The organism is Pseudomonas sp. GR 6-02, from assembly GCF_001655615.1.
Taxonomy (GTDB): domain Bacteria; phylum Pseudomonadota; class Gammaproteobacteria; order Pseudomonadales; family Pseudomonadaceae; genus Aquipseudomonas.
This window is the reverse complement of sequence record NZ_CP011567.1, coordinates 3,258,792-3,274,405: the sequence shown is the minus strand read 5'-3', so window position 1 is coordinate 3,274,405 and position 15,614 is coordinate 3,258,792. Positions and strand designations below refer to the sequence as shown.

Here is a 15,614-nt window from a genome sequence, read left to right as displayed (position 1 = left end):
CACGGCGTCAAAATACTAATTGAGAACAGCGCTCCATCTGTAATCAGTGTCTTCAACTAGGCGGTATATTGCCTTCCTCGGTAGACGTCTGTTGTCTATCACTAACTACCAGCGAGAAAAATGAGCAATCAGAAGATCCAGTCAGTTAGACTCGTGTCGCGATAAGATATAGCGTCTTTGTCAAACACCATGCTCACTCTCGCTTCCCTTAGATTTTCGATACCTCTAGTCTGCCAGTCACCCAGGCTGTCTCTCCAAGTAAACTGGAGTCTCGCGTCCTGAGCGAATTCCAGCCGCCCGACGATATCTCTGGGTGATAATGGATCAGTCGCGAGACCAAGGGCTGCAGCAGGCACCGTCAATTTCGCCAGCACGATGACCTCGCCTCCGTCTGTTACAGAGAAAAACTGGGCAAAACGTTCTAGACCCTTGGAATATTGACTCTTGTAGATAGTCTGCATCAGTTGTTCGTCCCCCATTAGTCGCTCCAATGGAAACTGCTTGGGGACGGCCACACCATCGGCTTGGCGATAATAAAGCGCGAGATGAGGCCTTGCGACAAATGTCTTGTCCATTCGTAGCATTAGACCATCGTCCAACAAAGCGCTGATTAGCGCCGTGACAGTGGAACGAATAGCTTCTCGGTCCACTGGCTCGTTATCTTCAGGTAGATATAAGCTCATGGCACTCGGAGCAGGCAACTGAGATATCAGCCCTTTGGCAACTGCCAGGCGATAGTTCATCCTCAGCTCGCGCTGGCGCTCCGGCAGCTGAAGAAGAAATGCTGCTAGGTCGGTATTAAACGGATCGATCGCCGCGATATGTTCGAGCGCGTCCTCCACTTTGTGAACGGCGTTGCTTTGCAAAAGACCGATAGCGTATTTTAGCGCGAGTTCACCTGCAGGCGAGCTTTTATCATAATTTTTGAGATTGAGGTAGGACTGGTAACGAAGCGGCTCGAATGCCGAGTTATCCTGAAGATATGCCGCTTCAACCTCAATGAGGTTTCGATTGCGCGAAAGGATCTGCAGTATGTCGAGCTTTCTCATCGAATCAAAGCGCGGGTCTTTAATCAGTCCGACAAGATCACGTCCCAACTCGTTCTCGCCGACGATAATCCCCCACTCTCCGTCGGCCACTGCTAGCAAGCGCAGCGCGTCGTAAAAATCCTGGTAGTCAGACGATGGTGAGCGGACGATCGCCATAAGGCGCTTTTTGTCACTAACCTTGAAGTTGAGATCTACAATGGACGTGTTCTGCGATTTCTGCCTAGCGAGTTGGATCATGTAAGAATCAAGTAACGCACGGGTCCGATAGGCATCGAGTGTCCTGCTGGCCTGCGAATGCTCATCTTCGAGCGACAGCCAGGATTCGATCCTCTTTGTCATGAGCGTTTGCAAGGTGGACTCAAGGTTATTGGCTGTCAGCCAGGCGAACACACCACCGACTATGACAACTGCAGCCAAGACGTAGGTGAGGATACTGACAGCTCTATTGACTGGTGCGTTGGCTTGGTCGATGAGATCCTTGCTCAGCTCATATTTGAGCGCTTGGATTCTCTCCTGACAATCGCGCTGTACATCCTTCATCGCCTCCAGTGACTTCGAAGACCGGCGCTCGACCTTTTTCGCCAGGCGTCGCATCTCATCCGCTGTTTGTTCTAAGGTAACAACGTTTTCGTGGTTCATTGAAACTCGTTTTCAAATTGGTTATTGGCCTTGGCCATGATTTACAGGTCGGCTGTATCGACCAATCCCTATTCAATTGTTATCGGCATGCAGACTCGATGAGTCAATCGCCAGAGCAGCCCTGTGTTACAGAATCGACGCTAATCTGGTTCGCAAATAGAAACCAATTAACTGCGAGCGCCATTCGTTTGTTTTAGCGGTTTTTTAGGCCTTAAAGTTCGATGCCAATCGAGCGTCTTTTCTCCAGCTTTTGCAAGAATCGCAATCCCATTCAAACAACAGACACTCATAGTGAGTTAACCAACCTCGCACCCGACCGGCTGTGCACGTGTCAATATCCCAGTTCAACGCAGCATCAACGCGGTCTGTCTCGACACTGAGCCAATGGACATGCGCACCTGCACCGGTGCTCTGTGGGCTCGGGGACTTAACGGCTCATCCCCCCGCCTTATCAAATCGCTTACGAAGGCTTTTCATGTCTCTCCCTTCACCAAATTTTTCAGCGATTGCCTTCAAGTCGTCTTCGGTTAACGATGTGGCGTCGACCGTTTTCAGTACCGCCGGTGACCCCAGGCTATGCGCCAGATCAGCCAGATTAGTTTTAGTGGCGATGGACGGACATCGTGGTACATGCTTGAGCAGCAGGCTCGCTACGCCTGAACGCTCAGCTTGATCGGTGAAGTGCTGGGTAATCGACTTTAATTCGGGATTGACCGCTGCGCTAACCTCTGGCGCTGACGCCTGTTCCAGGATCTTCAGTGCCAGTTCGACTAGTGCCATCGCGGGCGGTTTTTGCGTTAAGGAAATAATTTGTCGCCATAGGCGCCTCTGGGTAGCGTCTGTGACACCATTGCCAAACATCACTTGCTCAAGCACGGAGTATGCCTTCATACCCAGAGATCGCGTCCAGATGCTGAGACATTGATCTGGGAGGTCAGTCTTCCCGAGTTGCTGCCCCTTGGCTAAAATCAACAAAGTGGCAGCTCGTTGCTCTTCGGCAGTTAATCCTTGCGAAACGTTATTCCAAATTTGTTCGAGCCGCTCGACTTCTTCCTCCAACTCCCAGTTTATGGCGTCCGCCAGCGTAGCGACCTGGGCAGCGGTCAACGACGCTTTCGTATGCGCCAAAAAGGTTTCTGCTTCAGCGGAATGTTTTTGCCACACCGTGCAGGCAAGAGTTATCAATTCAGGTTGATGGGTCGGCGCGACGATGCCAACTTCGATCATGTTCTGCAATGAGTTCAGTACATCTCGCTTTGCCTCCTGAGGATAGCTGGTCATGGTTGTCACAGCTTCGTTGAAAATTCTCTCGGGTATGTTGCCCGGCGTGACTGAGTCCTTCGAAGGCCAATGTTCCCCGAAGAATTTGTGAAGGGTATTAAGCTGCGTTGGATAGCTCACTGCGGTGGCGAAAGCATTCTCCAAGCCTGAGGCAACGACCGGAGGCTCGGCATTCAAATAGACCTGAGTAAGCCCTTGGAGCAGAACACTTAGCTCATTAGACGCTCTGGATACCAGGGATGGCAGTTGGCTGAGAGCCGTTCGGAGATGGCTCTGAAGCTCTGCTTCATTCCAGCAAGTACTTGGGATAGCGCGAACAGCTATCTGATAAAGGGCATCGAAACGCGCAGGTAGAGAAGCTGTTTTGAAACCGCTGTCGAGGTAAGCCACAATTGAGATTTTTACATCATCCGGCAATCTCACATAGCTCTTTAACAGTGCTTCGCAGCATTTAAGCGGTAGCTCACCGGCCAGCGTTGCGACCCACCCTTCCGCTGATTTGGCCAGCAATTCATCGCTACGCTTCAATTGCTCGAATAGCGCAACTGCGTCATCCTCGTAAGGATCAGATGTGATGTTTTCAATCAGTTCGAGCAAGCTGTCCTTGGTTGCTTCGGACAGATGATCGAGGCGGCTGGCCGTCATTTGTACCAACCACCTAAAACCCCGATCAAAATCCATGGACGGATCGGGATGGTTAATCAGCAGTTCCGTCATTTTCCTTAGGCATTGCGAGAGCACTTGATGGCTCATCAGGTTGTGATGCTGCTCAAGGACAGTAAATGCACAGGCTTTGAGGTCATTCTCTGTCAGGCTCAGGTAACGCTCAACCAACGGCCACAACTCAGCCCGACTTTCCTCACCAGCCAACGCCATCTGCTCGAAAAGCTTACCGATCCGTAACGCCGCCCTAGGGATATTGATCTCCGCAGCGCGGCCTGCCTCAACCTCAACTGCAAGCAAGGTCGCGTAGTCCGTGCCCAGAGTGTGGAGAAGCATTTCCTCATTACTAACGATCCATTCTTCCAGTAAGCTGAATGGAAATGAGTGCGCTATGCCGTCGACGGTGATGGATCGCGTGTGGAGCCACTGCCTGAATATTTGATCTTGGGGGGCAGGAAGCCCTTGAGTCTTCCACACAGCGAGAACAATCTCGGCTACTGCTTTTGCCATGTCTATAGCGACATCCAAACTCGGTGTCTGCATGTTTTCGAGGCGCAAGCCGAAAGGAGCATCCTCTGTACAAAGGTCGCCGACGAGGGCTGCGGCTACGATTTGCTGTTGCTGGCTGTTAGCAAGTGGCAAAACCGAAGCCAGCTTCGACACGCCGACCATCGACCTCAAGTTACTGGACGCCGCCAACTCCGTGCATAGGTGACCGATTACCAACCGTACAGTTCGGGGAGGCAGGTCGTTCAGAAGGTTAGCCACGACACGCATCGCGTTGTGTCGCCGGCTTGCCGGCTCCAAGTGCAGTTCTCCGATCATCTGGTGCAGCAGGCGAGCCTGATCTTCACTAAGCATGATCTGGTCGGCGCGCGGCGAAAGGTGTTCAATCAGCCCTCGGGTATCGCCCGACACTAGCAGGCCGTAGATTATGCGGGTACCCGAGCCGAACTTGCGGCTGATAGGGTCTTCAGATAGCAGCAGGAGACTCTGAAGGGAAACGGGCCACTGGATACCGACCAGACTGGAAAGAAACTGCCGCAGCTCTCTGCATCCTTCCCGGATTTTTGTGGTCTTGCCCCCTTTGCTATCGGTTTCCAACATTACATAACGCTTAAGTAAAAGAGGCTGAGCGTCAAGGGGCAGTTCCAAGACTGGATGATCGTTAACAAAAACCGCGGTCAGTCGATCAAGGAACTCTGGATCATCCTGCAGATCACGGTAGAAATCAGGGAAGCTAACTTTGGCTGCGCTGAGAGCAGCTAACGACTCCAGGTATCCGGTTACAGCGCCATCATGCAACCCACCGGGACGACCATTGACGCCCTCCTGTTCTCGGCGCTTGGCCAGCCACCATGACTGAGCAAACGCGTTAACGATCTGAAGCGCGTTGCGTGGGTCGACAACGTTCACGTGAATCATGCGTTCAATCAGCTGTTCAGCGGCTACGACCTTACCGTTAAGGTCATCGGCAATGTCTGTAAATGTCAGCAGATGCTTGAGTGCGAACTGACGCATGTCACCGCGCGGAGGTGGTGGTATTTCGAGGCGGAATTGGAAGATACGATCCAAGTATCGACGTGCATCATTGTGGCTAAACACCGTGCCCGGCTGTTCCGGGTTGTGGCTGCGGCCGCGCCAAAGAGCATCAGCCACCTTCGCCTCGTCACAGGAAATGACGAATACCAATCCAAGACCTTTTGGAAGTCTGTCAGTTGGAATCTCCATGAACGCGCGAACGGCATCAAGACCGAGCACCATCTCCTCGGCAGAAAGTCGGTCAAGGTCATCGACGAAAATGACCAGGCGCTCGCAAGGAATGGTCTTGCTCAGAAAGCCTTTGGAGGGTTGTTTAAATTCTTTTAGTTGCTCCAGCAGCATTTCCTCGTACTGCTCAGCACTCGCGCTAGGAAGTGAAACCTTAGTGATTGAGCGAAAGCTATCGATCTTGGAGGGTTTAAGCTGTTTGAGTATGTAGCTGTAGGAGACCGTCAGTATCAGTGCAAGCGTGGACTGGACGATGGGAGCATCTGCTGGAGCAATCTGCAAGCCAGCCCAAACGAAGAGTAATAGTATGCCCATCGCGATGACGAATGCGGGCAGAGGCATTGCCCAGGCGCGCCATAGCTGAAGGCCATACTCCTTCCAGCCTTTCCATTGCTGCTCTGTGTGCGTCACGTTCCGGAACAATTTGTCATGGAGCGTCTTCTCGTCACCTCCGAGCTCCAAAAAGACATGGCGCAGCAGCGCGCGTTTGATGTCCTGGTCCTTGCCACCAAAGCGCCAAGCGTTGAAGGTGATGCTTTTGAAGCGATTCTTTCTAGCGCTGTTTCCTTGCATAGCATCGGCGTCGTCCTCCAAGCCTTTCGTGTATAGCTCCTTGATCGAGCTTTTACCCGTGCCCCACCCCCCTAGAAGGCCGATGCTAAAAGGAGGTTGATGGCGTTCGGATTCAACCAGGCTGCGTAGTGCTTGGGCATAGTGCCTGTGTCCAAACGCGTCATCTTGCTCGTTTGCTATTTGCCGATCTAGCACGGCCGGCATCGAATCATGGGGCTGCATAGGACGTTCCTTCGTGGGCGAGACGTGGCCGAGGGCCAGCACAGCGAGATTAATTGATCGGCAGCGCGAACACTACTTTCCCGCCCAGTGAGGGCATTGTAGCGACGACATTTCGAAGGCTTGAGGAGTGTGGAAGGCTTGCCGAGTATATTCGTAGGTGTTGCGTACGGCTCATCCTCATGGCACTTTCTATATCCTAATGGTCGGAGAAATGGGTGGTATGAGTTCATGGCGCATTTTTTTGAAAATTACGACCATGCTTGCGATTAGGCTCGAACACATGTCATCTCAAGGCGCGCTGAGTAGCCAAATATCGGTTTGTGTCGTTAATGCCCAGGGTGAGCACGAACAGACGCCGATCACCAGCCCCATAGCTAGGCAACCCCTGTGTTAAATTGTCTTCTGCAGGAATGAATTTATGCAAGGTTATGCCCAGTCCGATGCAGAGCTTGCTGAAATCTTAGAGGGCAAGCAGCGTAGGCGCGAACAATTAATCTTCGCAATCAATCGAGCATCTCCAGAAGAGCTTGAAGGGCCTGCAGAGCGATTGCGTGAAGTAATGCGAAAGCTCCCGGGTGAGAAGAGTCGTCAACGGCTGCCCCGCCCGAAATTCCTGAACGAATAACTATTTTTTGCCCTCCAGTCCTGGTACTGCTCCATGCTGCACAGTACTCCCCCCTTCAAGTTTATAGCTCTCTCGAATACTGAGACGGAATTCGTGCAGACCGCATGACGTTGTGCATGCGGCGCCGCGCAATGATTGGCGCTGCGAGGTCGATGCGACGGCACTTGTAGGAACAATCCTACGAGCTTGGTGTCGCGAAGCGTTCCCAGTTCCTCCTGAGTCGCCACTACCGTATTCGGAGACATTGGACTCCGAGGCGGAAGTGTTTGAATCGCTGCCCCTCCAACTAACGCGCAGTTGTTCACAATGATTCAGAAAACACCGTATGTGCCTGCGACTAAAGAACGGGCTCGGCATCGCCGAGCCCGGAAGAAGCTTAGATCTCGATCGTTGCGAGTCTTCCGTAGTAATACGATACTGCGGAATCACGCTCGGGCATGGTTTCGGGAAGGCCAAGAGTTTTAAATTTATTCACCGCTTCAAGCTCAGGTTTCTGCTCGTCACGCAACCGCCAGTAGAGTGAACTGTACTTGAATAGCTGAAGCAGGTTGATGTAGTCATTATTTACCTCAAAAGCCGCCCAGAGGATGCGGTGGCATTTTGAATGTAGTGGCGTCAGATTGTCATGGTATAGATGGTGGTAAATGCTGATGAGCGTGGAGATTTCATTAGCGTCGAGCGAACCGCGGACTGTCATAAGTGAGTCTGCGTAGGCGAGCGTCGCCCGGATTTGGTTATACAAGTCTTTGTTCTCGTGACAGTACTCGACAAGCTCTTTGAGCATTTCGGCTCTGGCAGGAGCTTCGAGATCATCAGCACGATCTAACGCAATATTGGCGTACAGCGTGCTTGCTTTGGTTTTTGCCTTAGCCTGGATCTTTGATATATCAGCTTCTCTGGTGGAGAGATCACTGTTTGAAAGCGCGATATGGGCGGCCTGCATCGCGACGCTGCCCTTGCTCAGCTTCTGCGCCAGAGTGGCATACTCAACAGCTTGGGCATGATCTTTCCTCCCTGAATAGATCATAGCGATATGCAGCTTGATCGAACCTATCAGCTTTGGCTGATCAATGTGATCCTGGCACCCCAGCAGCATTTGGAGTGCCTCACCAGCATTTGCCTTGTCACCAACCATCCGGATCGACTGCGCGCATAAGTAAATAAAGAACCAGTATTTTTGATCCTTATCCCAGCTATCTAGCATCGACTTCAGCGCGATATACAAGTCCTGCACGACCTTGTAATAAGATTTTTTGCTCACTGTCGCGCAGAACTGCGAGGCGAGTTCCATGCCAACAGTACGCCACCTTTCGTTGGTTTTGCCTTCGACGAAGACTTCAACGATGAAGTACTTGGCGTTGTTGATCTCGGACGATTTTTCGCTGATGTCATTCGCCTTGAAGATATGATGCAGCTTGGGATTCAGGGTCTCCCAATCTTCACCGAAGTAGAGCTGGTAGGCCTGATTTTTGATCTTCGCGATTTCCTTGCGCTTCGTCTCTTGGGCGAGCCACTGCCTCACAGGACGGGTGACGATGAGCCTTTTTTTAGAACCCCGGGTGCCGGTGTGGCCGAAGCTGTCCTGATCCTCCACATAAATGAAACCTTCTCGCTGGAGGATGACCACGTGATCAATCGAATATTTCTTCGATCTATCGACCCGCTTGATGTTGTCCAGGTATTCGCCGTAAGGGAACGCAGCCAAGCTCTTAAGCAGAGAAAATGCATAGCGCTTTTCGATTTCCTTCGCAGTTGACAGTGCCTTGATGGAGTCTCCGAAGCGGCCCGTCAGATTGATGCGTGAGCTGCCTCGCTCACTGATGATCTCTTCCAGTGATGCGACGACAAGCTTATCCAGCGCTTCCTTGATGATCCGAGGGACGCCGTTGGTGTGTTCATAAAGCTGCGTGAAATCATCGTTGCCCAAGCCGCCTTGGTAGAGAAGGTGTGACTCGATGTACGCCCTGGTATCGGCACCATCCAAAGCAGTCAGCTCGACCGCCTCGTTTCTCCAGGCGGGCAGATTCCGACTTATTAAAATCATCCGGAGATTCGGGCAAAAGGAAGTAAGAATATCCGTCAGGCTTAGGAGATCGGCTTGGAGTTTTTCCTTGTCGTCACAGGTGTCGAGCGGAACGTCCCTTAGAAGCAAGTAAGGCTGGTCAATGAGCGACAAGGTGCTACAGAATGATTCGAATGAAGCGCCCAAAAGCTCTTCGATTTGGCGGTAGAAGGACGCTTTGTCGGTGTAGTTGCCAATGTTTACCGAATAAACCTTGTTGGTTTTGTTAGATATACGCGCGATCAGTGCGGAAATGAATTCATCTTCTTCCATCCCCCAGTCAGCAGCCAACCACAAGCGTCTGTGGAGATTCAGGATCTGCTCCGCTTGGAATGACTGGGCGTGCCTGACGCTGTGAGCTTGAGGTGCTGGGGGGAGCGGGCTATGAATGCCATCCAGGGTGGCGGTCTTTTGCCCTTGCTCCATACGTTGGATAGCGGTGTTGCCTCGCAGATCTGGGTACGCCCCATGGTTCTGACTTGTAACCTCGTGGAACAGTCCATCAAGGAACTGCCCAAGAGACGAATGATTCGTGCCGAAGCCGATTGGCTCGACGATATTTTTCCATGCTGCATCCGCTTTACGCGCAGTGACTTCTGAATCCTTGATCAGTGCAAAAGTAGAGTGCTTGGTCGACTTGAGCTCTTTTCTCAGCCAGCCGAGCGTTTTGTCGAAATTGGGGTCTTCAAACGTGCCTCCGCAACCTACGAACACTAGGTTTTCAAACACTGTCAGGTGCTGCTGGAAGAAGTTGCGTGTACTGCTTTGTATCGTGGTTTCATAATCTCCACTGCTCAGAATGCAGGTGTCGGGCTTCTTCCAGTGGCCGTGTAGGTGAAGAATGCCTTTACGCTCGCCTTTGAACCACTCGATGACCTCATCTGACTCGGTCATATACACGGGTGAAAGGTTGGTGACATTCTCTAGCAACGAGTCATAGTTGAGAGTGCAAATTTTTACCCCTGCGTCCGATAAAGCCCTGACGGTATTGGCAAGCGCCTCGTTGTGAATCTCGACTTCACTGAACTCTTTTGTCAGCCATGCGGCGTAATCGTAACCATCGCCGCTGGACAGGCTACCCGACAGGAAACCGGCCACATGCAGGATCTCGGTAGTGGTCGGCGACCCGTCTAAAAGCTTTAGCCAGTTCTCAGCGCTGGCCTGTTGGATTTTCCCGATCTCGACAGCGTAGCGAAATCCGCTTCGAATCAGCCCAGTCCAGGCAAGCTGGGGGACTTGTCCATCGGTCAGCCCCATACTCATGCCTGTGCCGATGACCAAGATGGTGTCTTTGCTCGGTTTGATGCGTTTGCTTGCGTATTCCAGATTTAAAGCCGTGTTGTTCATATCCATTGTAATAGCTTCCAATTGGAGATGCCGAGATGCTCACGTATCAGGGCGCCGCGAGCGCAGGCGTACTTTGAGCATTGAGTATAAATTTTTTCTTATCATTTTCAGCGCGCGTACGAGGGCCGTCAAAGGTTCTTTCAGCCAGCACTGCGCAGCTTCAGATTGTATGGATTTATCTAATTAGAGCCGTGAGCGTACGCCCAACTCATCTCGTGTAAGCCAGGCCTACACTCACTGATGCGATAGGAGTTGCCCGATCTTACCGACTCGTTGCGCTGGCAGCCGCATCAGCACATCTTTTAGGTAGACGTTAATCTGCTCGAAAAGTGCTTTGGCGCTTCTACGGGTGTGCTTTGCTTGGAACGAATAGGCCTTCAACGCTTGTTCCAGCGTCTCTTGGAATGGGCTGAGTTGATTGAAGTTTGCGCACCGCGGGTACGCTGGTTGAGTGGCTTCGGGCGCTCTGACCCATTTTCGGAAGGTGTTTCTCGACAGCCGGTAAGCTTGGCTATCTGATGCAGCGAGAGCTGCTCGCGGAAGTACATCCGCCGGATTTTTCCCAACAATTCCATACTGATCAGCCTGTGTTCTCCTGCTCGAAAAGTGAGCAGAAGCAGTTGAAACACCGAAGTCCGTTTTCAGTCGGCAGAGCAGCCTCTAATGGGTCAGTTTTCGGCCTGCGGCAACATCCTCTCCTACTTCGGAGCTGAAATATTCCTAAATTGCCATCTCTCCAAGTAGGCACGAAAAGGATGACCTGTCGTATATCGCCGACATCCGTTACGCAACAGTTGACTCTCGTTAGGAGTTGCAGGAGCTGCGATCAGACGACATTCTTGTTGCGTCGCTGAAATACGACAGGGGCAACAGGGCCGTCCAGAAAAATTTTATTTAAATATGCACATCAGCTTTCATACCAGGATCGGAAATCCTTAAAACGTTAGCGTGTGAATCGAGTCTGACGTCCTTCGTTGCCGGAGCTTTTTGCAGATCACTGTTCCTCCCCGGCGCATGTTCCTTCGTTAAATGGTGTGCGCGTCTGCAAGTTTGGATGCCGCCTCTGGCCCTAATTCCTCCGCTACAATGCGCATGGCATCCTGCACGAATGAATCCGCATTTGCGTCTCTAATCTCGTCCGCTGCACTGGTGAGCGATTCGAGTCCAGCCACGCCCCATCTCGGCCCGAAGCGATAAACCGCATAGTACATAACAGTGGCTTGGGTTTTACCAACGCCACTACAGCGCATTGCGTCATGGAACATAAGGTGAGTATCGCGCCAACTGCGGGTTTGGGCTATGCAATAATGATCATGAACGATCGAAGCGTTGCGATATTTACCCTCGAAGGGCCCGCCAATTATTGTCCAGAAGATTCGCGGGATAGATGCACCGTCGAGCCAAGCACCAACCGGTACCGGCCAATCTAGGCCTTTGGGGCTGTAATAAGTGATCGCGCGCAGAAGTCGTGCGCTGCGACCATCATCGTCCAGTTCGATCTGTGCAGGCATCCCTTCGAACTTACCGAAATCGACAAGCGTCTCGAGTGCCGATTCGGACGCGTCGGGTTGCTTGGCAAGGAGGCCATCGACAAAGTCAACGGCGTCCTCGAAATCGTTGAAGGTCGTGGTTGGTTTCGTGTTCATGGTTGCAGGTCCACCCTGATGAAGTCGCGTGGCAACAGACGTTTAATCGGTTTACTTTGGCGCAGCTCCTACCCTGAGTGTTTGGGTCAGGATGTTCTTGTTAATTGCGTCGAGCCGCGCCTGTAACTCATTTTTTTCGGTCCCAACTGCTAATTCGATCTGTCTCTGCAGGTCCTCCGCCTGACCACGATATTTCATATCGCTGGCGAGTTTCACCGCATCGATAAGTGACGTTGATATGACCTCTGCGCCATCACGCATATTGAAGAACTGCTTCAGGATGCCGGCTGTGGCGACAGCGGCAGAAAAGGATTCAAGATTTTTACGGACCGCACCGTCGAGGCTAATCACTACGTAGGGTTCATCGCCTTGGTAGACTGTACCATTCGGGTTGAGCAGGCCTTGCACCGGGTCGTAGGTCATTCCATTGGCATCGAAATGACAGAGGACGCGAAAGTCAGCAGCCGGGGCGGCAGTACCAGGCAAGTTGAAGTCGAAGCTGTCCGTGACTGAGAAAGACGCTTTGCCATCGATTAATCCGTCAGCAACGCTGGCGCCAATCTTTACCAGGCCGCTTGCGGCCAGCAGGTAGCCGGCGGCGGGCATGAGCACCGGAATACCGGCGGCGGTGGCAAGCCCCTTCGATACCAAGTCGAACAAGCTATCGTCGAACTTATCGAAAGCAATCTCGATAGTGAAATGGAAGGAGTCGGTTACCACGGCCGGCGAATAGGCCACAACATTGGTACCATCAGTGAATGTAGGTGGTGCTTTAAACCGGGTATGGGGCTTTACATCCTTCATTAAAAAGTTCACTGCGCGGCTTGTTGCAGCATAAGCCGAATAGTCTTTGAGCCCAGTAACGACGGCCATCGGTTTAGTGCTGCTGCCGAGAAAGCCCCGAGATGGATAACGGCCCGTATAGATTTCTCGTATTAGAATAGTCAGCGGCCTGCCAAAACCGATAGGCACGAACTGCGTGACTGCAGGATTCATTGTATTTTCGAGCGCTGAAGTCTCTACAAGCGCGATATCAGCTGCAACGTTCGTCAGAAAGACGTTTGGATCAAGTGCGTTATTGCCAGCCTCAGCTACGGCATCGGCAAATTCAGTTTTGCTCAGTAGTTTATCGCCATAAATTCGGTAGACGCTCATTGCGAATGCTCCATATCGTGCCGATACTTTTCGAGTATTGATTTAGGTTTCGCTTAAAGCAACGCTCATCATGAAATAAAGCAACCTATTCGGGTGTGGCAATGACTAAAGATCGAGACAAGCTGCATCGAGTTGGGAAAATCCCGAAAAGCAAAAAGGCCAAGGCTCTCGACTCAGTCAAAAACGAAGGCGATATGCACAATGACCCCGAGTCGCCGCCCGTTGTACTGGGTGGGCTTGAGGCGGGTGTGAACAGTTGGCGTGTTGCGCGGTCACTCGACACGCTTTTAAAGCAAGTCAACGAATGGGCCCCCGGCCGCAGCAAGGCGAGCGACGGTGGCATCGGCGATGCCGCACATGCCTCGCGCAGTTCGGATCACAATCCCTGGATCACCGATGAAGGCGTCGGCGTAGTTACTGCGCGCGACTTTACCCATGATCCGGCCAAAGGCTGCGACTGCAACAAGCTCGTAGAGATGCTGCGCACCAGCCACGATCCGCGGATCAAGTACATGATCTGGAATCGGCGAATCTGCGCCTCCGAGGCAAAAGGTGGGCAACCGCCTTGGGCGTGGCGGCCCTATACTGGCGCCAACCCACATAATCACCACATGCATGTGTCGGTGATGTCGACGAAGGACCTCTATGATTCGACCAACGCTTGGTTAATATCGGACGAGGTAACGACAATTGCTCCCCTCACAGTGTCACAAGTGGCTCCAGGCACTATCGATTATGATGCGGCGATAGCTGAGCTCCATGCAGCCACTCAGGCATTGCTTGCCTTGACTCCGCTGCTCCAACGGTTGACTGCGCTGCAGGACAGCGGGGACCCCGACGTTACAGCGCGCTCTGCGGCACTGCTGCGCCGCTATGACGAACTCAGCCGAGCGGATCTCGCCTCTCAACGCAAGCCCGTCGCTTCGGTGCCAACGCTCACAGCAGTAAAACCCTCCCCCCCACATCCGCTGCCCCCCTTCAAGAGCATCAAGTTCGCAGATCTCAAGGAGCGTTATGAAGCACTTTATGCAGGCATGTCCATCAGGCCGGAGTGGGCCTCCCAAGTCGAATGGCACCGCAGAAAGCTATTGCAGTACAAGCCACACTATGCCCCGGTAGCCCTATCCACTGGCGTGCCCTGGTGGTTCATCGGCATTGTCCATGCACTAGAAGGGACGTTCAATTTCGCAACGCACCTTCACAATGGCGATCCCTTGTCGGCCCGTACCGTGCAGCATCCCGCCGGTCGCCCAGAAGTCTGGAATCCACCTAACGATTGGGAAGCAAGTGCAACGGATGCGCTCATATTCGAGAATATGGGGCATCAGCCCGATTGGAGTCTGGCGCGCACACTACATCGATTTGAAAGCTACAATGGTTTTTCGTACTACAAACACTTGATCAACTCCCCTTACCTGTGGAGTTTTTCCAACTAGTACACCAAGGGCAAGTTTGTTGCAGACCATGTATACGACGAAAACGCTATCTCTAAGCAATGCGGTGCCGCAGTGATGTTGAAGGCACTTGTCGCCGCTGGAGATATTACTATCTAGGAGGCGCCATGCGACTTCAACACCCGATGCTGGGCGTATTCAAAAGAGCCGTTGAGGAAAGTTTCAGCCAGACTGACATGCAGTCACTGCTGCTACAGCGTTTCGGCCTCCCATATAATACATTTACCAACTCATTTTTGCCCTGGAAAACCCAGGTTATTGAAGTCATTGACTATTTCCAACTTCGGTTCACTACCGAGCAATTGATCGCGGCTGTACGAGATGCTCGCCCCAGTGTGGTCGAGGTCGGCCAGGTAGCTGCCACCGTGGGCTTTGGTGTGACACCGGCACTGTCAGACTTGGAAGTACTAATTCGAGCAGGCACGCCTTATCAGGACGTCGATGCGTTCCGAAGTAAACTAGCATCCCTTGAAGCGGCGGTATGCCAGATCGACACAGGAGCCGGGTTTGGCACCGGAACACTGATCGCTGAGGACTTGGTATTAACCAATCATCATGTGATCGCCTCCAAGATTAGCAGCGAAGGTAAATTGACCGGTCCGGTAATTTGCCGCTTCGACTACAAAAGCAACGGTGCAGGCTATACGACTCCGGCGCTGGACGTGATGGCCAACGCCCTGCTCGCCTTCAGTCCCCACGCGTCGGAAGATCTGATTAACGGGCCTATGGCCACCGATTCCGGCGCACTTGACTATGCAATCCTCAAACTCGAGCGGAAGCTGGCCAAAGAACCTATCGTGGCAGACGGCGATCCGCGTGGTCGGATCGACGTTTCGGCCCCCTCGGCCATTGCGATGAATGCTGGTCTGCTGCTACTGCAGCATCCTGGTGGCAAACCGATGAAGATCGACCTCGGATCTGTGCTCAACCTCGGCGCTACTCGCTTTCGCCATAGCGTAAATACCGAACCAGGTTCTTCCGGTGCGCCCGTATTCGATGCCGCACTCTGCCTGATCGGCATCCACCACGCCGGACAGAGCGGCGGGCCTGCGAAAGTGCCATACAACGAAGGTATTCCGTTGGGCGCAATTCTCGCCGATGCGCGCGCGAATAATGTGGGGGTGTGAG

At 52.6% G+C, this 15,614-nt stretch carries 8 protein-coding genes and 1 pseudogene; 3 read left to right on the top strand and 6 right to left on the bottom strand.

Annotated elements, in window-relative coordinates:
* Positions 1 to 128 precede the first annotated feature (128 nt).
* Both PGR6_RS14455 and PGR6_RS14450 read right to left on the bottom strand, forming a co-directional pair.
* A complete protein-coding gene (locus PGR6_RS14455) occupies positions 129 to 1,688 on the bottom strand; it encodes a hypothetical protein (protein ID WP_064617895.1) in 1,560 nt (519 codons plus the stop codon).
* Between the two features lie 435 nt (positions 1,689 to 2,123).
* Positions 2,124 to 6,197 (bottom strand): KAP family P-loop NTPase fold protein, encoded by a 4,074-nt coding sequence (locus tag PGR6_RS14450; protein ID WP_064617893.1) that lies wholly within the window; start codon positions 6,195 to 6,197, stop codon positions 2,124 to 2,126.
* A 418-nt stretch (positions 6,198 to 6,615) separates the two neighbouring features.
* Between PGR6_RS14450 and PGR6_RS14445 the strand changes: the two genes are divergently transcribed.
* Positions 6,616 to 6,822: a hypothetical protein gene (locus tag PGR6_RS14445; RefSeq protein WP_064617891.1), complete on the top strand. Its 207-nt coding sequence runs from the start codon at positions 6,616 to 6,618 to the stop codon at positions 6,820 to 6,822.
* A 376-nt stretch (positions 6,823 to 7,198) separates the two neighbouring features.
* On the opposite strand, the gene PGR6_RS14440 is transcribed toward PGR6_RS14445, so the two are convergent.
* The 4 genes and pseudogenes from PGR6_RS14440 to PGR6_RS14430 all read right to left on the bottom strand — a co-directional run bounded on the left by PGR6_RS14440 (position 7,199) and on the right by PGR6_RS14430 (position 13,032).
* A complete protein-coding gene (locus PGR6_RS14440; RefSeq protein WP_064617888.1) occupies positions 7,199 to 10,237 on the bottom strand; it encodes an SIR2 family protein in 3,039 nt (1,012 codons plus the stop codon).
* 309 nt (positions 10,238 to 10,546) lie between these two features.
* Positions 10,547 to 10,797, bottom strand: a pseudogene (locus tag PGR6_RS29385) (IS21 family transposase); the annotation flags it as partial.
* 459 nt (positions 10,798 to 11,256) lie between these two features.
* The gene (locus tag PGR6_RS14435; protein ID WP_064617886.1) at positions 11,257 to 11,877 is read right to left on the bottom strand and encodes a DUF1353 domain-containing protein; all 621 of its coding nucleotides are present in this window, start codon (positions 11,875 to 11,877) and stop codon (positions 11,257 to 11,259) included.
* 51 nt (positions 11,878 to 11,928) lie between these two features.
* Positions 11,929 to 13,032, bottom strand: coding sequence for a hypothetical protein (locus tag PGR6_RS14430; protein WP_064617884.1), 1,104 nt, complete (start codon positions 13,030 to 13,032; stop codon positions 11,929 to 11,931).
* Between the two features lie 101 nt (positions 13,033 to 13,133).
* On the opposite strand from PGR6_RS14430, the gene PGR6_RS30205 reads away from it, so the two are divergent.
* Entirely contained in the window at positions 13,134 to 14,468 is a 1,335-nt protein-coding gene (locus PGR6_RS30205; protein WP_177343087.1) for a hypothetical protein, read from the top strand.
* Between the two features lie 125 nt (positions 14,469 to 14,593).
* Positions 14,594 to 15,613, top strand: coding sequence for a trypsin-like serine peptidase (locus PGR6_RS14420; RefSeq protein WP_064617882.1), 1,020 nt, complete (start codon positions 14,594 to 14,596; stop codon positions 15,611 to 15,613).
* Position 15,614 lies beyond the last annotated feature (1 nt).

Coding starts and splice junctions, on each gene's coding strand:
- PGR6_RS14445 (WP_064617891.1), top strand. CDS start 6,616: ATGCAAGGTTATGCCCAGTCCGATGCAGAGCTTGCTGAAATCTTAGAG.
- PGR6_RS14430 (WP_064617884.1), bottom strand. CDS start 13,032: ATGAGCGTCTACCGAATTTATGGCGATAAACTACTGAGCAAAACTGAA.
- PGR6_RS14420 (WP_064617882.1), top strand. CDS start 14,594: ATGCGACTTCAACACCCGATGCTGGGCGTATTCAAAAGAGCCGTTGAG.
- PGR6_RS14435 (WP_064617886.1), bottom strand. CDS start 11,877: ATGAACACGAAACCAACCACGACCTTCAACGATTTCGAGGACGCCGTT.
- PGR6_RS14455 (WP_064617895.1), bottom strand. CDS start 1,688: ATGAACCACGAAAACGTTGTTACCTTAGAACAAACAGCGGATGAGATG.
- PGR6_RS14440 (WP_064617888.1), bottom strand. CDS start 10,237: ATGGATATGAACAACACGGCTTTAAATCTGGAATACGCAAGCAAACGC.
- PGR6_RS30205 (WP_177343087.1), top strand. CDS start 13,134: ATGACTAAAGATCGAGACAAGCTGCATCGAGTTGGGAAAATCCCGAAA.
- PGR6_RS14450 (WP_064617893.1), bottom strand. CDS start 6,197: ATGCAGCCCCATGATTCGATGCCGGCCGTGCTAGATCGGCAAATAGCA.